Origin of the sequence: Rahnella rivi (genome assembly GCF_019049655.1) — a bacterium.
Lineage (GTDB): Bacteria > Pseudomonadota > Gammaproteobacteria > Enterobacterales > Enterobacteriaceae > Rahnella > Rahnella rivi.
This window is the reverse complement of sequence record NZ_JAFMOX010000057.1, coordinates 109,095-125,940: the sequence shown is the minus strand read 5'-3', so window position 1 is coordinate 125,940 and position 16,846 is coordinate 109,095. Positions and strand designations below refer to the sequence as shown.

Sequence of the window (16,846 nt, the reverse complement as noted above, 5' to 3'; positions counted from 1 at the left end):
ACGCGCCATAAAATAAAACCGGAACATCACTCTGATGTTCCGGTTTATGTATTTATCACTCTGCGGTTTTTAACGCCTTCAGCAAACGCTCCAGACCTTCACGCTGCGACAACGGAATTTCCCCGCCGGCGGCATAGCCCGCATTGCGCATGATGCTTTCCTGTAAACCGACCAGCCAGTCGTAAATATAAAACGCGGTGGCATTGGCTGGCGCAGCGGAGAGTTTGGTCAGGCGCTGGGTCGATTTCCAGCTGGCTACGCTTTTCTGCGGTTTGGCGAAAATCTTACTGCCTTTATTGATGCGGCTTTCCGGGCGTTGCGCCTCGCTCAGTTTTTCAAAACCCAGCCAGGCGACAAAATCGCCTAACACGGTCAGCGCGCGGGAAACCTGACGGTCAGCGTGATGCTCGTGTTCACGCGTACCGGCGGGCAGAGCGCCGCCCAGCGTGCGGATCAGCGCATCGCCCATTTCCAGACGGAAACTGGCGGTAATCAGCTCTTCCATCAGTAATTCGACGGTGGGTTTGGCCACGCCAATCAGCGCAATCAGCGGTTCGTTTTCCGGCAAACTGCGTAAATGGTTGACCCAGTAACGCTGTACCTGCCGCGCAAACGCGGTGCCGTCATCGGCTTTTTCCTGCCAGACCTGCGTATCCTGCTGTTCAGCAAACAAATCGATATTGATGCCGATACCAAAACTTTCCACGCCTGCCTCATCCTGCACGCGGGCGTCGTCGGGCTGTTCGGACAGTTCCCGGTAAATACGGTGCAACTCATCACGTCCCGGCAACAGTTTTTCCAGCAGTTCGCCGTGAACGCCGGTTCGGGTTTGCAGCGCCTTGATCACAGTCTGTACGGTGCGCTGTTTCTGTGCCGGATCCGCCATTTCACCTTCCTGATACCAGCTGCCCAGCAGGTTATCAGCCAGTTCGCGGCGTAACTCATCGCGCTGTTCGGCCAGACGGTTGAGCCGGATTTCAGGGCGAATTTCCGCCACCAGATAATCAGCCATGCGCTGTAATCCGCGATCGTCCATGGCCAGCAGTGCGCCCCAGGCATCACCCGGATTCCCCACATGGCGCTGTACCGCTTCATCGTAATGTACCGATTCGGTCATACGGCGATCGAACGGCGTCAGCACCCAGACCAGACCCGGTTTGCGGCGGCTGCGCACCTGCGGATTCTCGCCGTGCATCTCTTTGACCCAGTGTTCCAGCGTGCGGCCAACGGCGACCACATCGTCACGGCGGTCAGCGGCGGTGCACACCATCAGCATGTTCATTTCATGGCGATCGGTATAACGCTCCGGCAGACAGGCGATCTTGGCGCGAAACAGTGGAGTGATGTCGTCCTCGCCGTCAACCTCTTCCTCCGCCGCGCCGTAGCCCGGCAGATCCAGCAGATCGATCTCTTCAAACAGCGCTTCACGCGGAGGAGAAAGCAGGGGGATCTGCACTTCGGCGGCCAGCATCGTCAGCTCTTCGAGGGACAACGTCACCGGCGCATGGCTCTCACCGGCGAATTCCGGGCAAACAGAAATCTCAATATCATAAGCCGGGGACTGGCTGAAAATGCCGTCGGCCGGTTGCATTGCGTCATCCACTAATACGCTCAGCGGTGCGAGCAGACTCTGCGCACCGCCCAAATGTTGCAGCGTGTGCGCGTAATGGCGATACGCCGTCGTCAGCGCGGGGACGTTGCCCCACAGCAGGGAGAACAGGCGTGCGCGATCGTCGATATTCAGGTACGGCGCGAGCTGCACTGCAACCGGCCAGTAATGGGCATTCAGATGACGGAAGCGGCGCGCGTCGAGGCGAATCATGGAATCCCATAATCCCATCATCTCCTCACTCCGGAATCCTGGCACCGGCAGCGGCTGACGGTGCATCATCAGCTTGTTCAGATGTTCGGTGATCTGCTGCGTATCCGGGACGTGGTAGTGCGCATCCGGCTGGAAGGCGCGCACCATAATGCGGGCCAGATCGGCCTCATTGAGCAGCAGCACCCGCACCGGAAACGCGCGGTCTTTCACTTCAGTCTGACGGGTAAAGCGGGTCGCCAGACGCGCAGCGCGGTTACCCGGGTTAATCTGCGTCAGGTAATCGAGCGTGACGCCGCCCAGGCGCGTTTCGAGACGCCCGTAGTTGCCGGCGGCCAGTGCGCAAATCAGATAAGATTTTCCCGCCTGAGAATGGCCGTAAAAGCCCAGCGTCTGCGGCAGTTGTGTCGCCTGCGTCAGACGGCGGGCTTTGTCGCGGCAGCGTTTAAGTTGCAGATTCAGGCGATCCGCTTCCAGATCCAGACGCGGTGCCTGTTCGCGGGTCTGTTCCACCCATTCCAGCGCGTCGCCTATGGTGTCATCGAGGTGCGCGAATTGCTGTTGCAGCAGGTCAGTGCTTAACGTTGTTGTGGTCATGAAACAAATACGCTCCCACTGTCGATCCAGTAATAGTTCTCGCCCAGTGTGTTCAGCCGAAGTCGCAGATGGTGAGACGGCACTTTGGTGCCGTTATCCAGCACTGCGCTGGCGATGTCGAAATATTCCGGCGTCGGGTGATCTTCCCCTTTTTTCACCGCCAGTTTTACGCGCAGCACGCTGTCACCGGCGACTTTACGCGCCAGCTCCGGCTCGGCGATAGACAGGGTATACAGCGGTGATGCGGGCCAGCGCTCATTTTCAAGCTGACGGAAGCCCAGACAGATCGCCCCGCGGATGCGGAAGTTGGCCGCGCCGTCGAGTTTATAATCGTGGGCATCGAGATCGATGTCGCTGTAACAGACGTTATCGTCGGTGAGCGCCTGATTGCCGTCGAGCATCCCGAGATAGCGCACGGTGGAATAAGGCTGAAAATCCCCGGCCTTGAAATAAAAGCCCGGCAGACGGAGATCCAGCGCCAGCAGGCACAGCATCGCGCCGACGGCGGCGGTGGATTTCGGGTTATCAATGCGGCCCAGTTTATTGAACGGATACCAGCCGCTGGTGTGATAGCCATCCAGCGACAGCATGCGGTTAATCGGCAGCGGTTGCAGGTGGCGGAACAGCGCCTGAATACCGGGGAAGCGCGACGGACGTCCGGTCAGCAGCAACACGTCGCAGTCGTGCAGCGACACCACTTCGCACAGCGAACGCAGATTCTGCGTAATGCTCATGCGGTTGGATAAAAACTCGCTGTGCAGCTTGCTCAGTTTCAGCACCAGCGGCGCCTGCATGATGTCGAACATCTCCGAACCGGCAGGCAGCGCGCGCTGGATCTCGCCGTGCAGATAATCGAGCACTTTTTGCGTCGGGCGCTGTTCAAGAAGTTCCGCGAACGGCGCATCGATTTCGGCATGCGTGTCCAGCGGATCAAAGCCTTCGTACACTTCCAGCACGGCGCGGGCCAGCGGTATAAAAATCTGCAACGTGCTTTGCTGACGCAGCGTGGCGTGGCCGTCCATGCGGCCTTCGCTGCCGAACAGCCGCGTCATCAGGCTGTCAGGGTTCGCCAGACCGGCTTTTTTCAGCGTGGCGTGCAGGGCAGGCAAAATATACAGCTGGATCACGTCCAGCAGGATGTCATCGCCCGCCACTTTAAACCCTTCACGGAACAGCAGGCGCGGGGTGATTTTGACGTTATTGCCCATGCCGTCGTCGAGCCAGTATTGCGTAATGGCTAAATCGGTGGTGCCACCGCCGATATCGATCGAGGCGATACGCAGGGTTTTGCCCACCGGTTCGTCATCGGCCAGTTCACGATCGGGGCGTGCCATGCTGGCAAAAAACTCGCCGGTATGGCCGCCGAAATTCACCTGCGTTTCGTTATACAGGTAGACCATTTGCCCGCAGGTGGCCTCATCCCACTCCATCTGCACATCCGGCACCGGCATGCGGCTTTTGGCCTTATCGCTCTGGGTTTTGAATCCGTCGTCAGAAGGATGCCAGCCCATGGATTTCCACACCAGACCGATGGCCTCCTGCATGCGGCGGCGGAAGATTTCGCGCTCCGGTTTCGGCATCGCCGAAGGCAGGGTCAGAATGATGTTTCGCAGCTGGCGCGGCGCGGAAGAACGCAGCATTTTGGCGCGCTGGGCAGGGCTGTTGATTTGCATCAGCGCCTGCGCCAGCAGCTCAGAGAGCATCAGCGTCATCACTGAACTGCGGCTGTAGTGCGCGGAAAATACCGGCAGACGTTCCTCCGGTGCCAGATCGGACAGCGGCTGGCCTTCGTCGTTGATCAGAAACGTCAGCGGCATGGCGGCAGCCACCGGCTCCTGCACCGCGCCGTGGCCGCCCTGGCTGAAACGCCAGCCTGGCGTGTAACTGTCTTCATCCCACAAATAGCGGCGCGGGCTGGAAAGTCCGGTGGATCCTTCCGTTCCTTCACGCAGCTGGGCCAGCCGGCTGGCTTCGCGACCGGCGCGCAAAATGGACGGCCAGATAAAAGCGTCATCACGGCCACTTTCGACTGAGAAATTCGGCTTTCCAAAACGCGCTTGTGAGAATTCCACCCGGCTTTCAAACAGCTCGTTATAGAGATAATGCGGCTGCGACAGGTCCCGCAGTTGCAGTTCGCTGGTTTGTTTCAGGCCATCGGTTTCACCGACGTGATCTTCCACCAGAATGCCGCAGGTGTGCGAGTTGCCGACATCCAGAATAAGATCGACGTTGATCGAGGGTTCCTGCAACGTTGCGCCGTTGATCTTCAGTTCAGGGATACCCAGCTGGCTGCCGAGCATGCCCAGCAGATTCAGGTAATGCGCCTGATATTCAAACTCGCGCAGCGCCACTTTGATATTGCGCACTTCACGCAGCTCACGGATCGCCACCTGTTCGGTGAACACTTCACGCAGCCAGCCGTCCACCCAGGTCTGGTCGAGAAAATCGAGCAACTCTTCGTTGTGCCATGCCAGCGCAAAATGAATACCATTCTTCACATCGTCCGGCGTCGGCGCGAGCAGCGACTGTTCGTCATCCCCTTCGGCCACACGGGTGTCAAATGCGATCACCACGCGATGCGTGCTGCCGTCGGCTTCCGGCGTCTCAAGTGCGCGGATCTGCACCCGTGCCCAGTTATCCGGGCCCGCCATAAAGGTGCGCGGCGGATTGAAGCGCAGAAACGGCAGCGGAAGCCAGATCTGATCCAGCAATTGCAGAGACTGCTCCAGCGGAAAACTGAACTCCGGACGCACCACTTCAGGCGCGCCGCCGTCCAGCCCCGGCAGAAAATGACGGCCACTTTGCGCGTTATACTCCAGACGCAGCAGCGGGCCGTTCGCGCTTTTACGCACGAATTTCGCGGGCAAAGCCTCATCCCAGACGGGTTTTAGCGCGAAGTCGAGGAACTGGATCCCGCTGTCCTGAATCAGGGTAATTTTTTGTTTAAAATCAGTAATCGTTGCCAGCATGCTGTTATTTACCTTCGCGCTTTATCGTCATGGGATAAACCGTGTCACCGTTGTAGCGCCCCTGACACACAGCGGCGCCGGTCGCGGCCTGAGTACAGCTGATTTCCGGCATCTGATAGCGGGAACCGTCGCTGCATTTGGCGCGGTAGCGGCTGTTGATCACCAGATTTCCCGACTGCATCAGCCCGGCATTGATGGCAGCCCGGCAGGTAATGCCTGCGCCGTAGCTGATTTTCACCGTGCCCTGACCTTGTTTGATTTGATAACGCAGCACCGGCGGCTTGCCGGTCACCGGATCCTTAATATCGACAATCACATTCCAGTTACCGTTGAGGAATTTGGTCGAACCGATTTTCACCGCGTCCGGTGGCATCACCAGCGCGTTCTTACTGACGGGAACTGGCGCAGGCTCCGCCACGACAGGGTTTTTCTCGACGTCCGCCACCGGTTCAGGTGAGGCCACCACCGCAGCAGGTGCTACGGGCAGCGCCGCCGGGGTTTGTATCGCTTTCACTTGCGGCACGCTGACGGCCTCTGCTTTAGCCTCAGGTTCAGCCACCACCGGCGTCGGCGCAATGGCGCGCGGCTCAATGGTCTGCGGCGCAGGTTTTGGTTGCGCCTTAGCGACGGCCACAGGCGCGGCGGGCGTACGGGAATAAAGCCAGCCGGCAGCAGAACCGGCAATCACCAGGGCAACGGCGGGCAGCGCCCACATCAGAGGCGAAATTTTACGGCGCGTGACGACAGGCACAGGCTCCGGCACATCCTGCTCGGCGGCGCGCGCTTCAATGGTTTTCACCACGCGAACCGGCTCAGCAGGTGGCACGTCAGCCGCTGCATCGTCGGCGGCCATGGCGAAGGCGGGTAAAGGTTCATCGGCTTTTACTGTCTCACGCAGACAGGCGAAGGCATCGGCATTGCTGCTGTTATCCAGGCTCACAAACCCCCAGAAAGTCAGTACCGGCTGGCCGCCAACCAGATAAACGTGGTTTTGATCCGGAAAACGGAAAGCTTTTTCCAGCAACGCGCCGAAAAACTGCAAGGCTGATTTTTCTGAAGATTTCGCCGCAGCGCTGATGTGCGCAACGGTGTCGAGGCAGTTTTCGAGGTGACGCAGTGCCGACGCCCGCGCCGCATCGGTCGCGGCAGCCCAGGAGATCACTTTACCCTCGCGCGGGGAGTACCAGTCGAGACGATCGCCCGACTCATTAAGCTGTGGAATAGCCAGACAATCGGCAATCGACGGTTGTTTACGCAGACGTAAGGTTTCCCGTAATTGCAGGGCTGAGGCATAAACCGGTTGCCCGTTTTCGCCCAGCGCAAGGATGTCGTTGAGACTGCCACTGCGTAAAAATGATTTTGCCACGCCTGAATAGCCCTTGTAGGTTTTGCTCTGCAAAAAGTGCACCCGAAAAAGGTGCATGATGCTGACAGTATGGATGATTTAAGGGAAATCAAACGGTGGAATAAGCGACTAAAAGGGTGGCTGTTTGTGCCGTGGCGAAAGGGAAATACGGCGGGAAGGGCTCCCGCCGTGAAGATCAGGCGTGCAGACCGAGCCTGTCGAGTACGCCAGCCAGTTGCTGCCGTTCGTCACCGGCCAGCGCGTGCAGCGGCAATGGCAGGCAAGGCGCACTCGCCAGACCGAGCAACTCAGCGGCCGCCGCGACTACCCGCACACTGCCGTGTTTTCTGAAAAAGACCCATAAAGGTTCAAGCCCGGCGGACAGCGCCTGCGCTTCGGCCTCATTGCCGTTTTGTGCTGCACGGGTGATCGCCACCGGGATCTGCGGGAATAAACCGGCAATCACCGAATACCACACATCACCGCCCTGAGTCAGCACCGTGGCAGCCGCCAGATCGCCCGCGGCGCCCAGGGTGATATGGGCAGGCAGCAGGGCGCGGATCGCCTCCAGCCGCGCGCGGGTTGTCTGCGGATCGGCAGAAAGATTCGGAATTTTGATGCTGGCAACGTGCGGCAACTGCGCCACGCGGACATACAGGTCATCGCTGAATTCAAAGTGCGTGGTGTTAGGATTGTCATAAACGCACATCGGCACCGAAAGATGGCGCGATACGGTTTCATACAGCGTAAACACTTCGTCAGCGGTCAGTTTCTGATAGGACACCGGTGCCAGCAGCACCGCACTGACGCCCGCCTGCTGGGCATCTTCCGCCAGATGCAACACCTCAGCTGTGCTGGTCGCACCGATGCTCACCATCACCGGCACCCGGTCTGCATGTTCTACGGCCAGACGGGCCACTTTCGCGCGCTCATCGCGGCTGAGGTAGGCATAGCTGCCGGTTGACCCCAGCGCACCGATCGAATCCACGCCTGCACTGACACTTCTTTCAATCAGCCGCACAAACGCACGTTCATCGACACATTTATGATTGAGCGGCGTGAGGGGAAAAGCACTTAATCCTGCAAACATCGGTTTCTCCGGTTCAGGTGAATTAACACGATTAATCATAGAGTAAAGTTTAGTGTTTGCCGGAAACTGTTGCCCCTGCATCAGGTTTCAGGCGCAGCATGTCCAGCCAGCCGAAAAGCGTTATCACAGCGATCACCACAAACGCGATTTTAAAACTCATTCCCGGCACCGCCTGCCATTGCATCCGCTCCACCAGTTGCTCCCCGAAACGGGTGCCCAGCGCGCCAACCGTGATGCCCAGCCCGACCGAGAGTTGCAGCGCAGTGCTGAACAGTGTATTGGCATCCGCCATGTGGCTGGCGGGCACATCCGAAAATGCCAGCGTACTGATGCCGGTGAACTGCATCGAACGGCTCAGGCCCCCGAGAAACAGCAGCAGCATGATCAGCCAGTCCGGCGTGCCGGGTGTCAGAAAAGCGCAAAACAGCAGCGAGAAAACGCTCAGCAGGCCGTTCACCACCAGCACAGGCCGAAAACCAAAGCGGCGGATAAGCGGCGTGGTAGCCGGTTTCATCGCCAGATTCCCGGCGAACACCGCCAATACCAGCAGCCCGGCGTGGAACGGATCCATACCGAACCCGACCTGCAACATCAGCGGCAGTAAAAACGGCACGGCGCTGATGGTGATACGAAACAGCGAACCGCCGCCCATACTGATACGAAAGGTCGGAATGACCAGCGATCCGAGGTGCACCATCGGCGCAGCAGATCGGGACAAATGACGCACAGCCAGCACGGACATCGCCGCGCCCGCCGACAGCAGCAGCACGGCGGTGGCCCACAAGATATGATCCTGACTGATAAGCTCCAGACCGGTCACCAGCGCCAGCATCGCCAGTCCGGTCAGCACGAAGCCCGGTTTGTCGAAATGCTTGGGCTGGTCGGCGGGTTGCTGGGGAAACAGCCGCCATGCGAGGATCATGGCGATGATTCCGAGCGGCACGTTGATGTAGAAAATCCAGTGCCAGGAGGCATAGTGGGTGATAAATCCACCCAGCGGCGGCCCGAGGATCGGCGCGACCAGCGCGGGCCAGGTGAGGGTGGCGATGGCTTTAATCAGCTGAGGTTTTGGCGTGGTTTTCAGCACGGTCAGCCGCCCGACCGGCACCATCAGCGCCCCCCCGATGCCCTGAATAATGCGCAGAAGGATAAATTCCCCGACGCCTGTCGCCATCGCGCAGAACAGGGAGGCAAGCGTAAAAACGGCGAGGGCAAAGGTGAATACATTCCGCGCCCCAAACCGCTCCGCTGCCCAGCCGCTGGCCGGGATCAACACCGCCAGCGTCAGCATATACGCGCTCATCCCGGCATTGAGATCCACCGCAGACACCCCGAAAGATATCGCCATTTGCGGGAGTGCGGTGGCGATCACCGTGCCATCGATAAACTCCATGAAGAAAGCCGCGGCAACCAGTAAAGCAATCACGGAGATCCCTGAACGTTCGGCACTGTCCTGCGACGGATGTTCTGCAACATCCGGTTTACTTTGGCTCATGGTCTGTCCTGAAACAGCAAAAGATGGATGATAAGTATTAAACCTATCACACACCTTTGGCTGGGTTATAGATCAGGCGAGGGGCAAAAAGAGCGATTTTACCGGTGTGCACTGGCGACTGGCTTCGTTTTCTCCAGTCTGACATCGCCATCCTCAAACCGCTCAACCTCCTGCCAGCCGAGTTTCTGATAAAACCCGAAAGCACGGCTCTCAGCACTGGTTTCAAGCCAGATGGTAGAATGAAGGTCAAACAGCGCCTCTTCTGCTCTTGCCATCAGGCTCCGGCCAATTCCTCTGTCTTCAAAACCGGGAAGGATGAACATCGCGAAAACGCTGGCTTCTTCCAGGTTGGCCATCGAAAATCCCACCGGGGCGCCATCCACTTCGGCGATCCACAGACAAGGCGCTGCCAGCATAGCTTCAAGGATCGCCTCATCCGTGATACCCATTTCTGTGAGTTGCTCGCGGGAAAGCGGGTTCTCCTTCACACGGGTGCGGATATCAAAAATCGCACCAACGTCTGCTGGCGTTGCGGGTCTGATACAGGGGATTGACAGATTTTTGAAAGCAGTCACTTGCAGGGTTTCCTTACATTGAGAAGTAAAAGTAGCCGGGGCGGTACTCGCCTACTATAAATCTTATAAGGGAGGGGCGTCAGGAAGTCATCAGTGACTCTGTGTTAAAAAGCGCCTGACATCATCAATCTCAGGCGCAATGCATTACCCCAGATACTCGATAATCGACAGGCCGCCGTTGTAGTCGGTGCTGTAGATGATCCCCTGTGCATCGACAAACACGTCGCAGGACTGGATCACCTGCGGTCTGCCGGGACGTTTATCGATCATCCTTTCAGGTGCAGCGGGCACCAGCGCGCCGGTTTCTTTTGGCTGATAGGGGTTGCTGATGTCGTATGCGCGCACACCGGCGTTCTGATAGGTGGCGAAAATCAACGTGGAACTGACGAAGCTGCCAGGCCGGTTTTCATGCAGATTGTGCGGTCCGAAATGCGCGCCTTTGCTGACGTAATCCCGTTCGTCCGGCTGCGGAAAGGTGGAAATACTCACCGGATTCGAGGGTTCGCGCACGTCAAACAGCCAGATCAGTTTCTCGCCGTCTTCCTGATTGTCGAGAACGGCTTCGTCGAGCACCACCAGCAGATCGCGGTCGGGCAACGGCAGTGCCGTATGCGTGCCGCCGCCAAAGGGCGGGCTCCAGTTTCGGTGCGAAATCAGCTGCGGCGCGCTGCGGTCTTTGATATCCAGCAAGGTCAGGCCGCCGTCGCGCCAGCTGGCATACGCCGTATCCCCGCTGATGATCGCATGGTGCAGCGCGTAACGTTTGCCTTCCGGCCAGTCCGGCGTTTCGCCGCCTGCGGTGTGCATTCCCGGTAACCACCAGCGCCCGGCAACCTGCGGATTACGCGGGTCGGCCAGATCGATTGTCAGAAAGATATAATCACTGTAACCGTCAATCAGCGCTGAAACGTATGCCCAGCGGCCGCCGACGTACCAGATGCGGTGCACGCCGATACCTTCCAGCCCGAGAAAGCCGATCTCTTTTGGCTGATCGGGCACCGAAATATCAAAAATCCGCACGCCCGCGCTCCATCCGCGTTGCTGCGTGCCTTGCACCGTCTCGCTGACGGAACGGGTGTAATAGACTTTTTCATCGGCGAAACGCACGTCAGCAAACAAATCACGGGCGTTGATCACCAGCAGTAAATCGTCGTGCGCCTGTAAATGCACATTCCAGGTGCCCGGCGGCGCAGGGATGAAACCGGCAGGGCGCGGGTTTTTCGGGTCGCGCACGTCCACAATCGAAAAACCCTGCGACACCATATGCCCGATATAGGCGTAGCCACGGTGAACCATCACCTGCACGCCATCAGGTTTACCGCCCTGATCGCTGTGGCCGATCAGCCGCATATTGCGGCTGTACTCCGGTTGTGGGAGAGAATACGTCGTCATAATCCGGCCTTATTTTTTATGCTGCGCTTCGAGGGTAGCGAACCAGGGGGCGATAAAGTCATCGGATTTTCCCCAGCCGGGGATCACTTTTGCCAGCGACGCCACGTTGACCGCATCAGGATTGCCCGACAGCAACGCCTGCGGAATGGCCGCCGCTTTAAACTCATAAGTGGCAGGCGTTTTTTCACCGGCGATTTTGTTGGCGACCAGACGCAGGTTGATGGCGCCGATGAGTTTAGGATCTACCGCCACGCTGACTTTCCACGGGCTGTTCGGTTCGCGCATCAGCGCCAGATCCTGATTGGAAATATCAATGCTGTAGAGTTTGATCTCAGTGCGGCCATTCTCTTTCAGGGCTTTATACGCGCCCTGACTGAACGCATCCCAGGTTCCCCAGATCGCGTCGATTTTACCCTTCGGATATTTCGCCAGGATCGCGCCCACTTTATTTGCTGTATCCCCCTGAACGTCAGAAGACACCGCGCCAATCGATTCCAGTTCATGAATGCCGGGCTGATCCTGCAACAGTTTTTTGTACTGCGTCTGGCGGCGCTCCATCGGCGGGAAGCCGGCCACCCACAGTTTGACGATATTGGCTTTGCCGTTGAAATCCTTCACCAGCTGGCCGAAGGAGAGATCGGTAAGCGAAGCGTCGTCCTGCTGCGTGACGGTCACGCCGGGGATCTCGCCATTTACCGCGGTATCAAAGACCGACACCGCAATGCCGCTGGCGGTGATACGTTTGACCAGCTCGGTGGAATAGGGGTCACGCCCCTGCGACAAAATAATGCCGTCATATTTCTGGCTGATGGCCTGATTGACGAAATCCTGGAATTTCGCGTCGTCGCCGTTACTCAGAAAAGTGCTGACCTGAAAACCGAGTTTGCGGCCTTCCTGAATCACACCGGAGACAAACTGGGTGGTGTTATCGTCCGACCCCAGATTACGGATCACCGCGATGCGGATGGGCCCCTGATGCCCGGCAATCGCTTGCGGCACCGCAGCGGTTTGTGCAGCAAACGACGGCAGGACGGTGAATAAACTTAACGCCAGCAATGAGGTGGAGAGCAGTTTCATTTTTATTACCCTGTGTGGTTAATCATCATTAAAACGGGAGGACAATTCATCTGAGCTTTTGTGCAGGCTTTTATAGTGAGTTAATGAATTGATTGTCCGAGTTTTGATGACGGCGCAGCCGTTGGCAACGAACTAAAACGTATAAGTTAATGCCAAAGAGTATTAGCCATCCGGATGTCCGGGGGTAGGATGTTAACAGCTTCTATATTAAGGAATTCCCGATGAGTGATACCGATATCCGCGTGGTCCCCGGCCCTGCCAACTATTTTTCTTTCCCCGGCGCCATTGAGCGTCTTACTGAGTTTTATACCCCGGCGCAACTGGATAAGGCGCTGTGGATTTACGGCGAACGGGCGCTGCTGGCTGCGCAGGATTATCTGCCGGAAGCCTTTACCGCCTCACAGGCCAGACACGTGCTGTTTAACGCACATTGCAGCGAAACAGAAGTGCAGCGGATTGCAGAGATCGGCGGGCCGGATCGTCAGGTGGTGATCGGCATTGGCGGCGGGGCGGTGCTGGATACGGCGAAAGTCGTGGCGCGCCGTCTAGGGCTGCCGGTGGTGGCGATCCCAACCATCGCCGCCACCTGCGCGGCCTGGACGCCGCTTTCGGTCTGGTATAACGACGAAGGCCAGGCGCTGCGTTACGAAATCTTCAGGGATGCCAACCATCTGGTGCTGGTCGAACCGCGCATTATTCTCGCCGCGCCAAAGGAGTATCTGCTGGCAGGGATCGGCGACACGCTGGCGAAATGGTACGAGGCCGTGGTGCTCAGCCCGCAGCCGCAAACGCTGCCCCTGACGGTTCAGCTCGGCCTGAATACCGCGCTGACGCTGCGCGACGTGTTGCTCAATGAAAGCGAAGCGGCCTTACAGGCGCAGGATGATCATCAGCTGACTCAGCCGTTCCTGAATGTGCTGGATGCAATCATCGCGGGCGGCGGATTAGTAGGCGGGCTGGGCGACCGGTACACGCGCATCGCGGCGGCGCATTCCGTGCACAACGGCCTGACCGCTCTGCCGCAGACTGATGCTTTCCTGCACGGCACCAAAGTGGCCTACGGTATTCTGGTGCAAAGCGCGTTGCTGAATCAGCCGGACGTGGTGGTGCAACTGACCGCACTGTATAAGGTGCTTGATCTGCCGGTCAGTCTGGCCCAATTGCAGGTCGATATCACGGATGAAAAGCAGATGTCGCGTCTGATTGAACGCACGCTCCAGCCCGGTGAATCCATCCATCTACTGCCGGGCCATCCCGACGCCGCACAACTGCGGCGGGCGTTTGAATTTGTCGAAGAACAGTTTGTGGAGAATAACGCTGAGCGAAGGGGTGATGCTAAAGAGGCTGCAAAACCTTAATTCTCCCCCTTACGTAAAGATAATGTAAACGGCGCCTCAACAGGATTCATCTACCGGTCGGGCGCGGTTTTCTTTAAGGAAGCGTTGTAAAGTTGTTTAAAAATCGGGTGATACCGTGATTATTTCAGGCAGCGGAAATAAGTCATGGAACACTCACCACTTAACGACATCGAATCCCTCAGCGGACCCCAGTCCACTGACCCTACTCTTAACAAAAAAGTCAGCGGATTCAGTCTGTTCATGGATTTGCTGAGCGGTGCCTGTGTACCGGATAACCTGTGGCGCGACCGGATGTTCCGTGTCAAATACGCCGTCCGCACGTTGCTGCATCCGCTGGATACCTTGAAAGTCCTTAACAAGATGGCCGCCGAACCGGTCTGGCAGGAGGCGTTCACCGTTCAGACCAAATTACCGAGCAAAATCCACAAACCCTATCTGCACCTCGGGTTGCCGTCCGCCGGACGCGCGTCTGCGCTGGTTGATCACTACGCCTTCGTCAGTAACATTGAAAGCGCGCCGCTGCGCAACACCTTCCTCAGCGCAAACGGTGACACCGTCACACAGTTCACCGGCAAAGACGGTGAAACCTTCAGGGTCATGCTGGGATCGATCGGTAAATCCGAGCGGGAAGGCGAGGCGAACATGTTCCTGTATATGGAAGAAACGCTGCTGGCCGCGCTGACGTTCAGCGTTGTGCAACGCCCTGAAGGCCTGACGATAATCGTGGGGGGATTCCAGGGAGCGCACCGCTCGACGCCGCATGAGGTGATCAAACAGGCGACCAAATCCTGCTACGGGCTGTTCCCGAAACGTCTGCTGCTGGAAAGCCTGCAACGCATTGCCGCACACACCGGCGTACAGCGGATCCTGGCGGTCAGCGACACCGGCCATGTTTTCCGCAGCCTGCGTTACCGTCACCGTAAAAAGAACGTATTCGTCGCCAGCTATAACGAATTCTGGGATTCCATCAGCGCCACGCCATATTCTTCTTCCTTATATGACGTTCCGCTGACGCTGCCGCGCAAAACCATGGAAGAGTTACCCAGCAAAAAGCGTTCTGAATACCGTAAACGTTACACATTGCTCGATGAATTACAGGAAAGCACAGCGTCATTGCTGAAGGCCTGAACCTTTGCGCCTCTTTTGAATCACTCGCTGTAGCAAGCACCAGGGCCAGGGATTGGCCTTTCCTCTTAAAAAACCTGCCGTATGACATGCCTGTAAGGTGATGAACCCTCACGGTATTTCACCGCAGGCTGCCTGTCTGAAATCATTCAACTGTGAATTAATTCAACGTAAATAATCGCGCCAAATGTGTGTTATTTATGGAGAAGAATGATAACTGCATCGCAAAATCCACGTTCTTCCCTTCGTCTGGTATATCAAATGTGAACTAATTCACATCTATTCATCATGCTCGCCTATATAAAACGATATCTCTAAAAAAACAAAACACCGGTTCATAAATATAAAATATCTCTCTGGGCGGGAAACACGATGAACGCAGAAAAACCAATTTTATTCAGACATCAGCTGGCCTACGGTGGCGGCAACCTGTTGGGCAGCGGCGCGCTGGCCATTGCCGGTATCTGGCTGCTGTACTTCTACACGACCTTTTGTGGCCTGACGTTGTTACAAGCTTCGGCCATCTTCTCGGTCGCCAGCATCATCGATGCGATCAGCAACCCGCTGATGGGTTATCTTTCCGATAACTTTGGCAAAACGCGCCTCGGCAAACGTTTTGGCCGCCGTCGCTTCTTCATTTTACTGGGCATCCCGCTGATGATGTTCTACCCGCTGCTGTGGGTGGAAGGCTTCGGCTTCTGGTATTACCTTTCGACTTACGTGGTGTTCGAGCTGATTTACACCTCGGTGATGGTGCCTTACGAAACCCTCGCCACGGAAATGACCACTGACTTCTCCGCGCGCTCCAAGCTGACCGGCTACAAAGCGATCTTCGGTAAAGTGGCTAACTTCCTCGCCGCGTTCATTCCTGGTCAGTTCATTCTGATCTACGGCAAAGACTCCGCCGAGCCGTTCTTTTTCACGGCCCTGACTTACGGTGTGATCTTATGTGTGGCGATCGGCATGTTGTATCTCTCCTCCTGGGAGCGTCCGGTTGAAGAAACCACGCCGGTGGATGAGAAGAAAATGACGCTGGGCAAAACCATGCTCACGCTGCTTCGCGACATGAAATCCACCTTCCACCTGCGCGTGTTCCGTAAACATCTGGGCATGTACCTGTGCGGCTTTGGGGCGGAATGGCTGTTCGCATCGGTCTTCACGTATTTCATCATTTTCGTTCTGCAATATGACCCGACCATGGTGGCCGGGCTGAGCAGCCTGAACTCTATTCTGCAACTGTTCTCCACCGCCATTTTCATCGGCATCTGTGTGAAGCACGGCTTCAGCAAGCCTTACATTCTGGCGCTGGGCATTGTGGTGTTCTCGGTCGCCTGTTACAGCCTGCTGCACTTTATGCACCTGCCGCAGCAGTACGCCACGGTCGCCATGTTGACCATTACCGTGATTTTCGGTATCGGGACCGGCGGTGTGTATTACATCCCGTGGACGGTGTACACCTTCCTGGCCGACATTGACGAAGCCTTCACAGGCAGACGTCGCGAAGGTATTTATGCCGGTGCGATGACGTTCTCCGGCAAGCTGATGCGTTCGGTGATCGTCTTCGTGATGGGCGCTATCCTCAGCTTCTACGGCTTCCAGTCCAAATCTCACACCCAGCCGGAAAGTGCCGTAACGGCAATTGCGCTGGTGTTCTGTATCGGGGTCATTGCGCTGGCACTGATGGCAATGGTGTTCAGTAATCAGATGAAACTTAACCGCAAAACGCACCTGGTGGTGTTGGGCGAAGTGGCGCGCATCAAAGCAGGCGGCGAAATCAGCGATATTCAGCCGGACGTTCGCCTGGTGATGGAAAACCTGATTGGTTATCCGTATGAACAATGCTGGGGCAACAGTGAAGTGTGCCGCAAAATCTTCGATACGCCCGCCGTTGAGTTAACCGATCCGAAACCGATGGTGAGCACCACGCAACACCCGTAATACCTCAGTTTTACCACGCAGATTGAATCAATCACCTTACCGACTGGCCGGGAAATCCGGCCAGCG

The 16,846-nt window shown here is 57.2% G+C and carries 11 protein-coding genes; 3 read left to right on the top strand and 8 right to left on the bottom strand.

The features are described from left to right. Positions 1 to 55 precede the first annotated feature (55 nt). The 8 genes from J1779_RS10880 to J1779_RS10845 all read right to left on the bottom strand — a co-directional run bounded on the left by J1779_RS10880 (position 56) and on the right by J1779_RS10845 (position 12,359). Positions 56 to 2,416, bottom strand: a complete 2,361-nt coding sequence (locus tag J1779_RS10880) for a virulence factor SrfC family protein (protein WP_217203758.1) — start codon at positions 2,414 to 2,416, stop codon at positions 56 to 58. Next, a complete protein-coding gene (locus J1779_RS10875; RefSeq protein ID WP_122096687.1) occupies positions 2,413 to 5,385 on the bottom strand; it encodes a virulence factor SrfB in 2,973 nt (990 codons plus the stop codon). Before J1779_RS10875 ends, J1779_RS10880 begins: the two co-directional genes overlap by 4 nt. 4 nt (positions 5,386 to 5,389) lie before the next feature. Beyond that, positions 5,390 to 6,751 carry an SrfA family protein gene (locus J1779_RS10870; RefSeq protein ID WP_217203757.1) on the bottom strand — a complete coding sequence of 454 codons (1,362 nt, stop codon included), beginning with the start codon at positions 6,749 to 6,751 and terminating at the stop codon, positions 5,390 to 5,392. 175 nt (positions 6,752 to 6,926) lie between these two features. Further along, positions 6,927 to 7,820, bottom strand: coding sequence for a dihydrodipicolinate synthase family protein (locus tag J1779_RS10865; RefSeq protein ID WP_217203756.1), 894 nt, complete (start codon positions 7,818 to 7,820; stop codon positions 6,927 to 6,929). A gap of 49 nt (positions 7,821 to 7,869) precedes the next feature. After that, a complete protein-coding gene (locus J1779_RS10860) occupies positions 7,870 to 9,315 on the bottom strand; it encodes an MFS transporter (RefSeq protein ID WP_217203755.1) in 1,446 nt (481 codons plus the stop codon). A gap of 98 nt (positions 9,316 to 9,413) precedes the next feature. Next, complete coding sequence (locus J1779_RS10855; protein ID WP_217203754.1) at positions 9,414 to 9,890, bottom strand: GNAT family N-acetyltransferase; 477 nt, start codon at positions 9,888 to 9,890, stop codon at positions 9,414 to 9,416. Positions 9,891 to 10,034: 144 nt separating this feature from the next. Then, a complete protein-coding gene (locus J1779_RS10850; RefSeq protein WP_122096684.1) occupies positions 10,035 to 11,282 on the bottom strand; it encodes an LVIVD repeat-containing protein in 1,248 nt (415 codons plus the stop codon). 9 nt (positions 11,283 to 11,291) lie between these two features. Further along, on the bottom strand, positions 11,292 to 12,359 hold the full coding sequence (locus J1779_RS10845; protein WP_056773881.1) for a sugar ABC transporter substrate-binding protein: 1,068 nt from the start codon (positions 12,357 to 12,359) through the stop codon (positions 11,292 to 11,294). Positions 12,360 to 12,580: 221 nt separating this feature from the next. Here J1779_RS10845 and J1779_RS10840 point away from each other — a divergent pair, with 221 nt between their 5' ends. The 3 genes from J1779_RS10840 to J1779_RS10830 all read left to right on the top strand — a co-directional run bounded on the left by J1779_RS10840 (position 12,581) and on the right by J1779_RS10830 (position 16,780). Continuing rightward, positions 12,581 to 13,717, top strand: a complete 1,137-nt coding sequence (locus tag J1779_RS10840) for an oxidoreductase (protein WP_217203753.1) — start codon at positions 12,581 to 12,583, stop codon at positions 13,715 to 13,717. Positions 13,718 to 13,861: 144 nt separating this feature from the next. Continuing rightward, a complete protein-coding gene (locus J1779_RS10835) occupies positions 13,862 to 14,845 on the top strand; it encodes a VirK/YbjX family protein (protein WP_217203752.1) in 984 nt (327 codons plus the stop codon). A 369-nt stretch (positions 14,846 to 15,214) separates the two neighbouring features. Beyond that, positions 15,215 to 16,780, top strand: a complete 1,566-nt coding sequence (locus tag J1779_RS10830) for an MFS transporter (protein ID WP_122096681.1) — start codon at positions 15,215 to 15,217, stop codon at positions 16,778 to 16,780. The last annotated feature ends 66 nt before the right edge of the window (positions 16,781 to 16,846 follow it).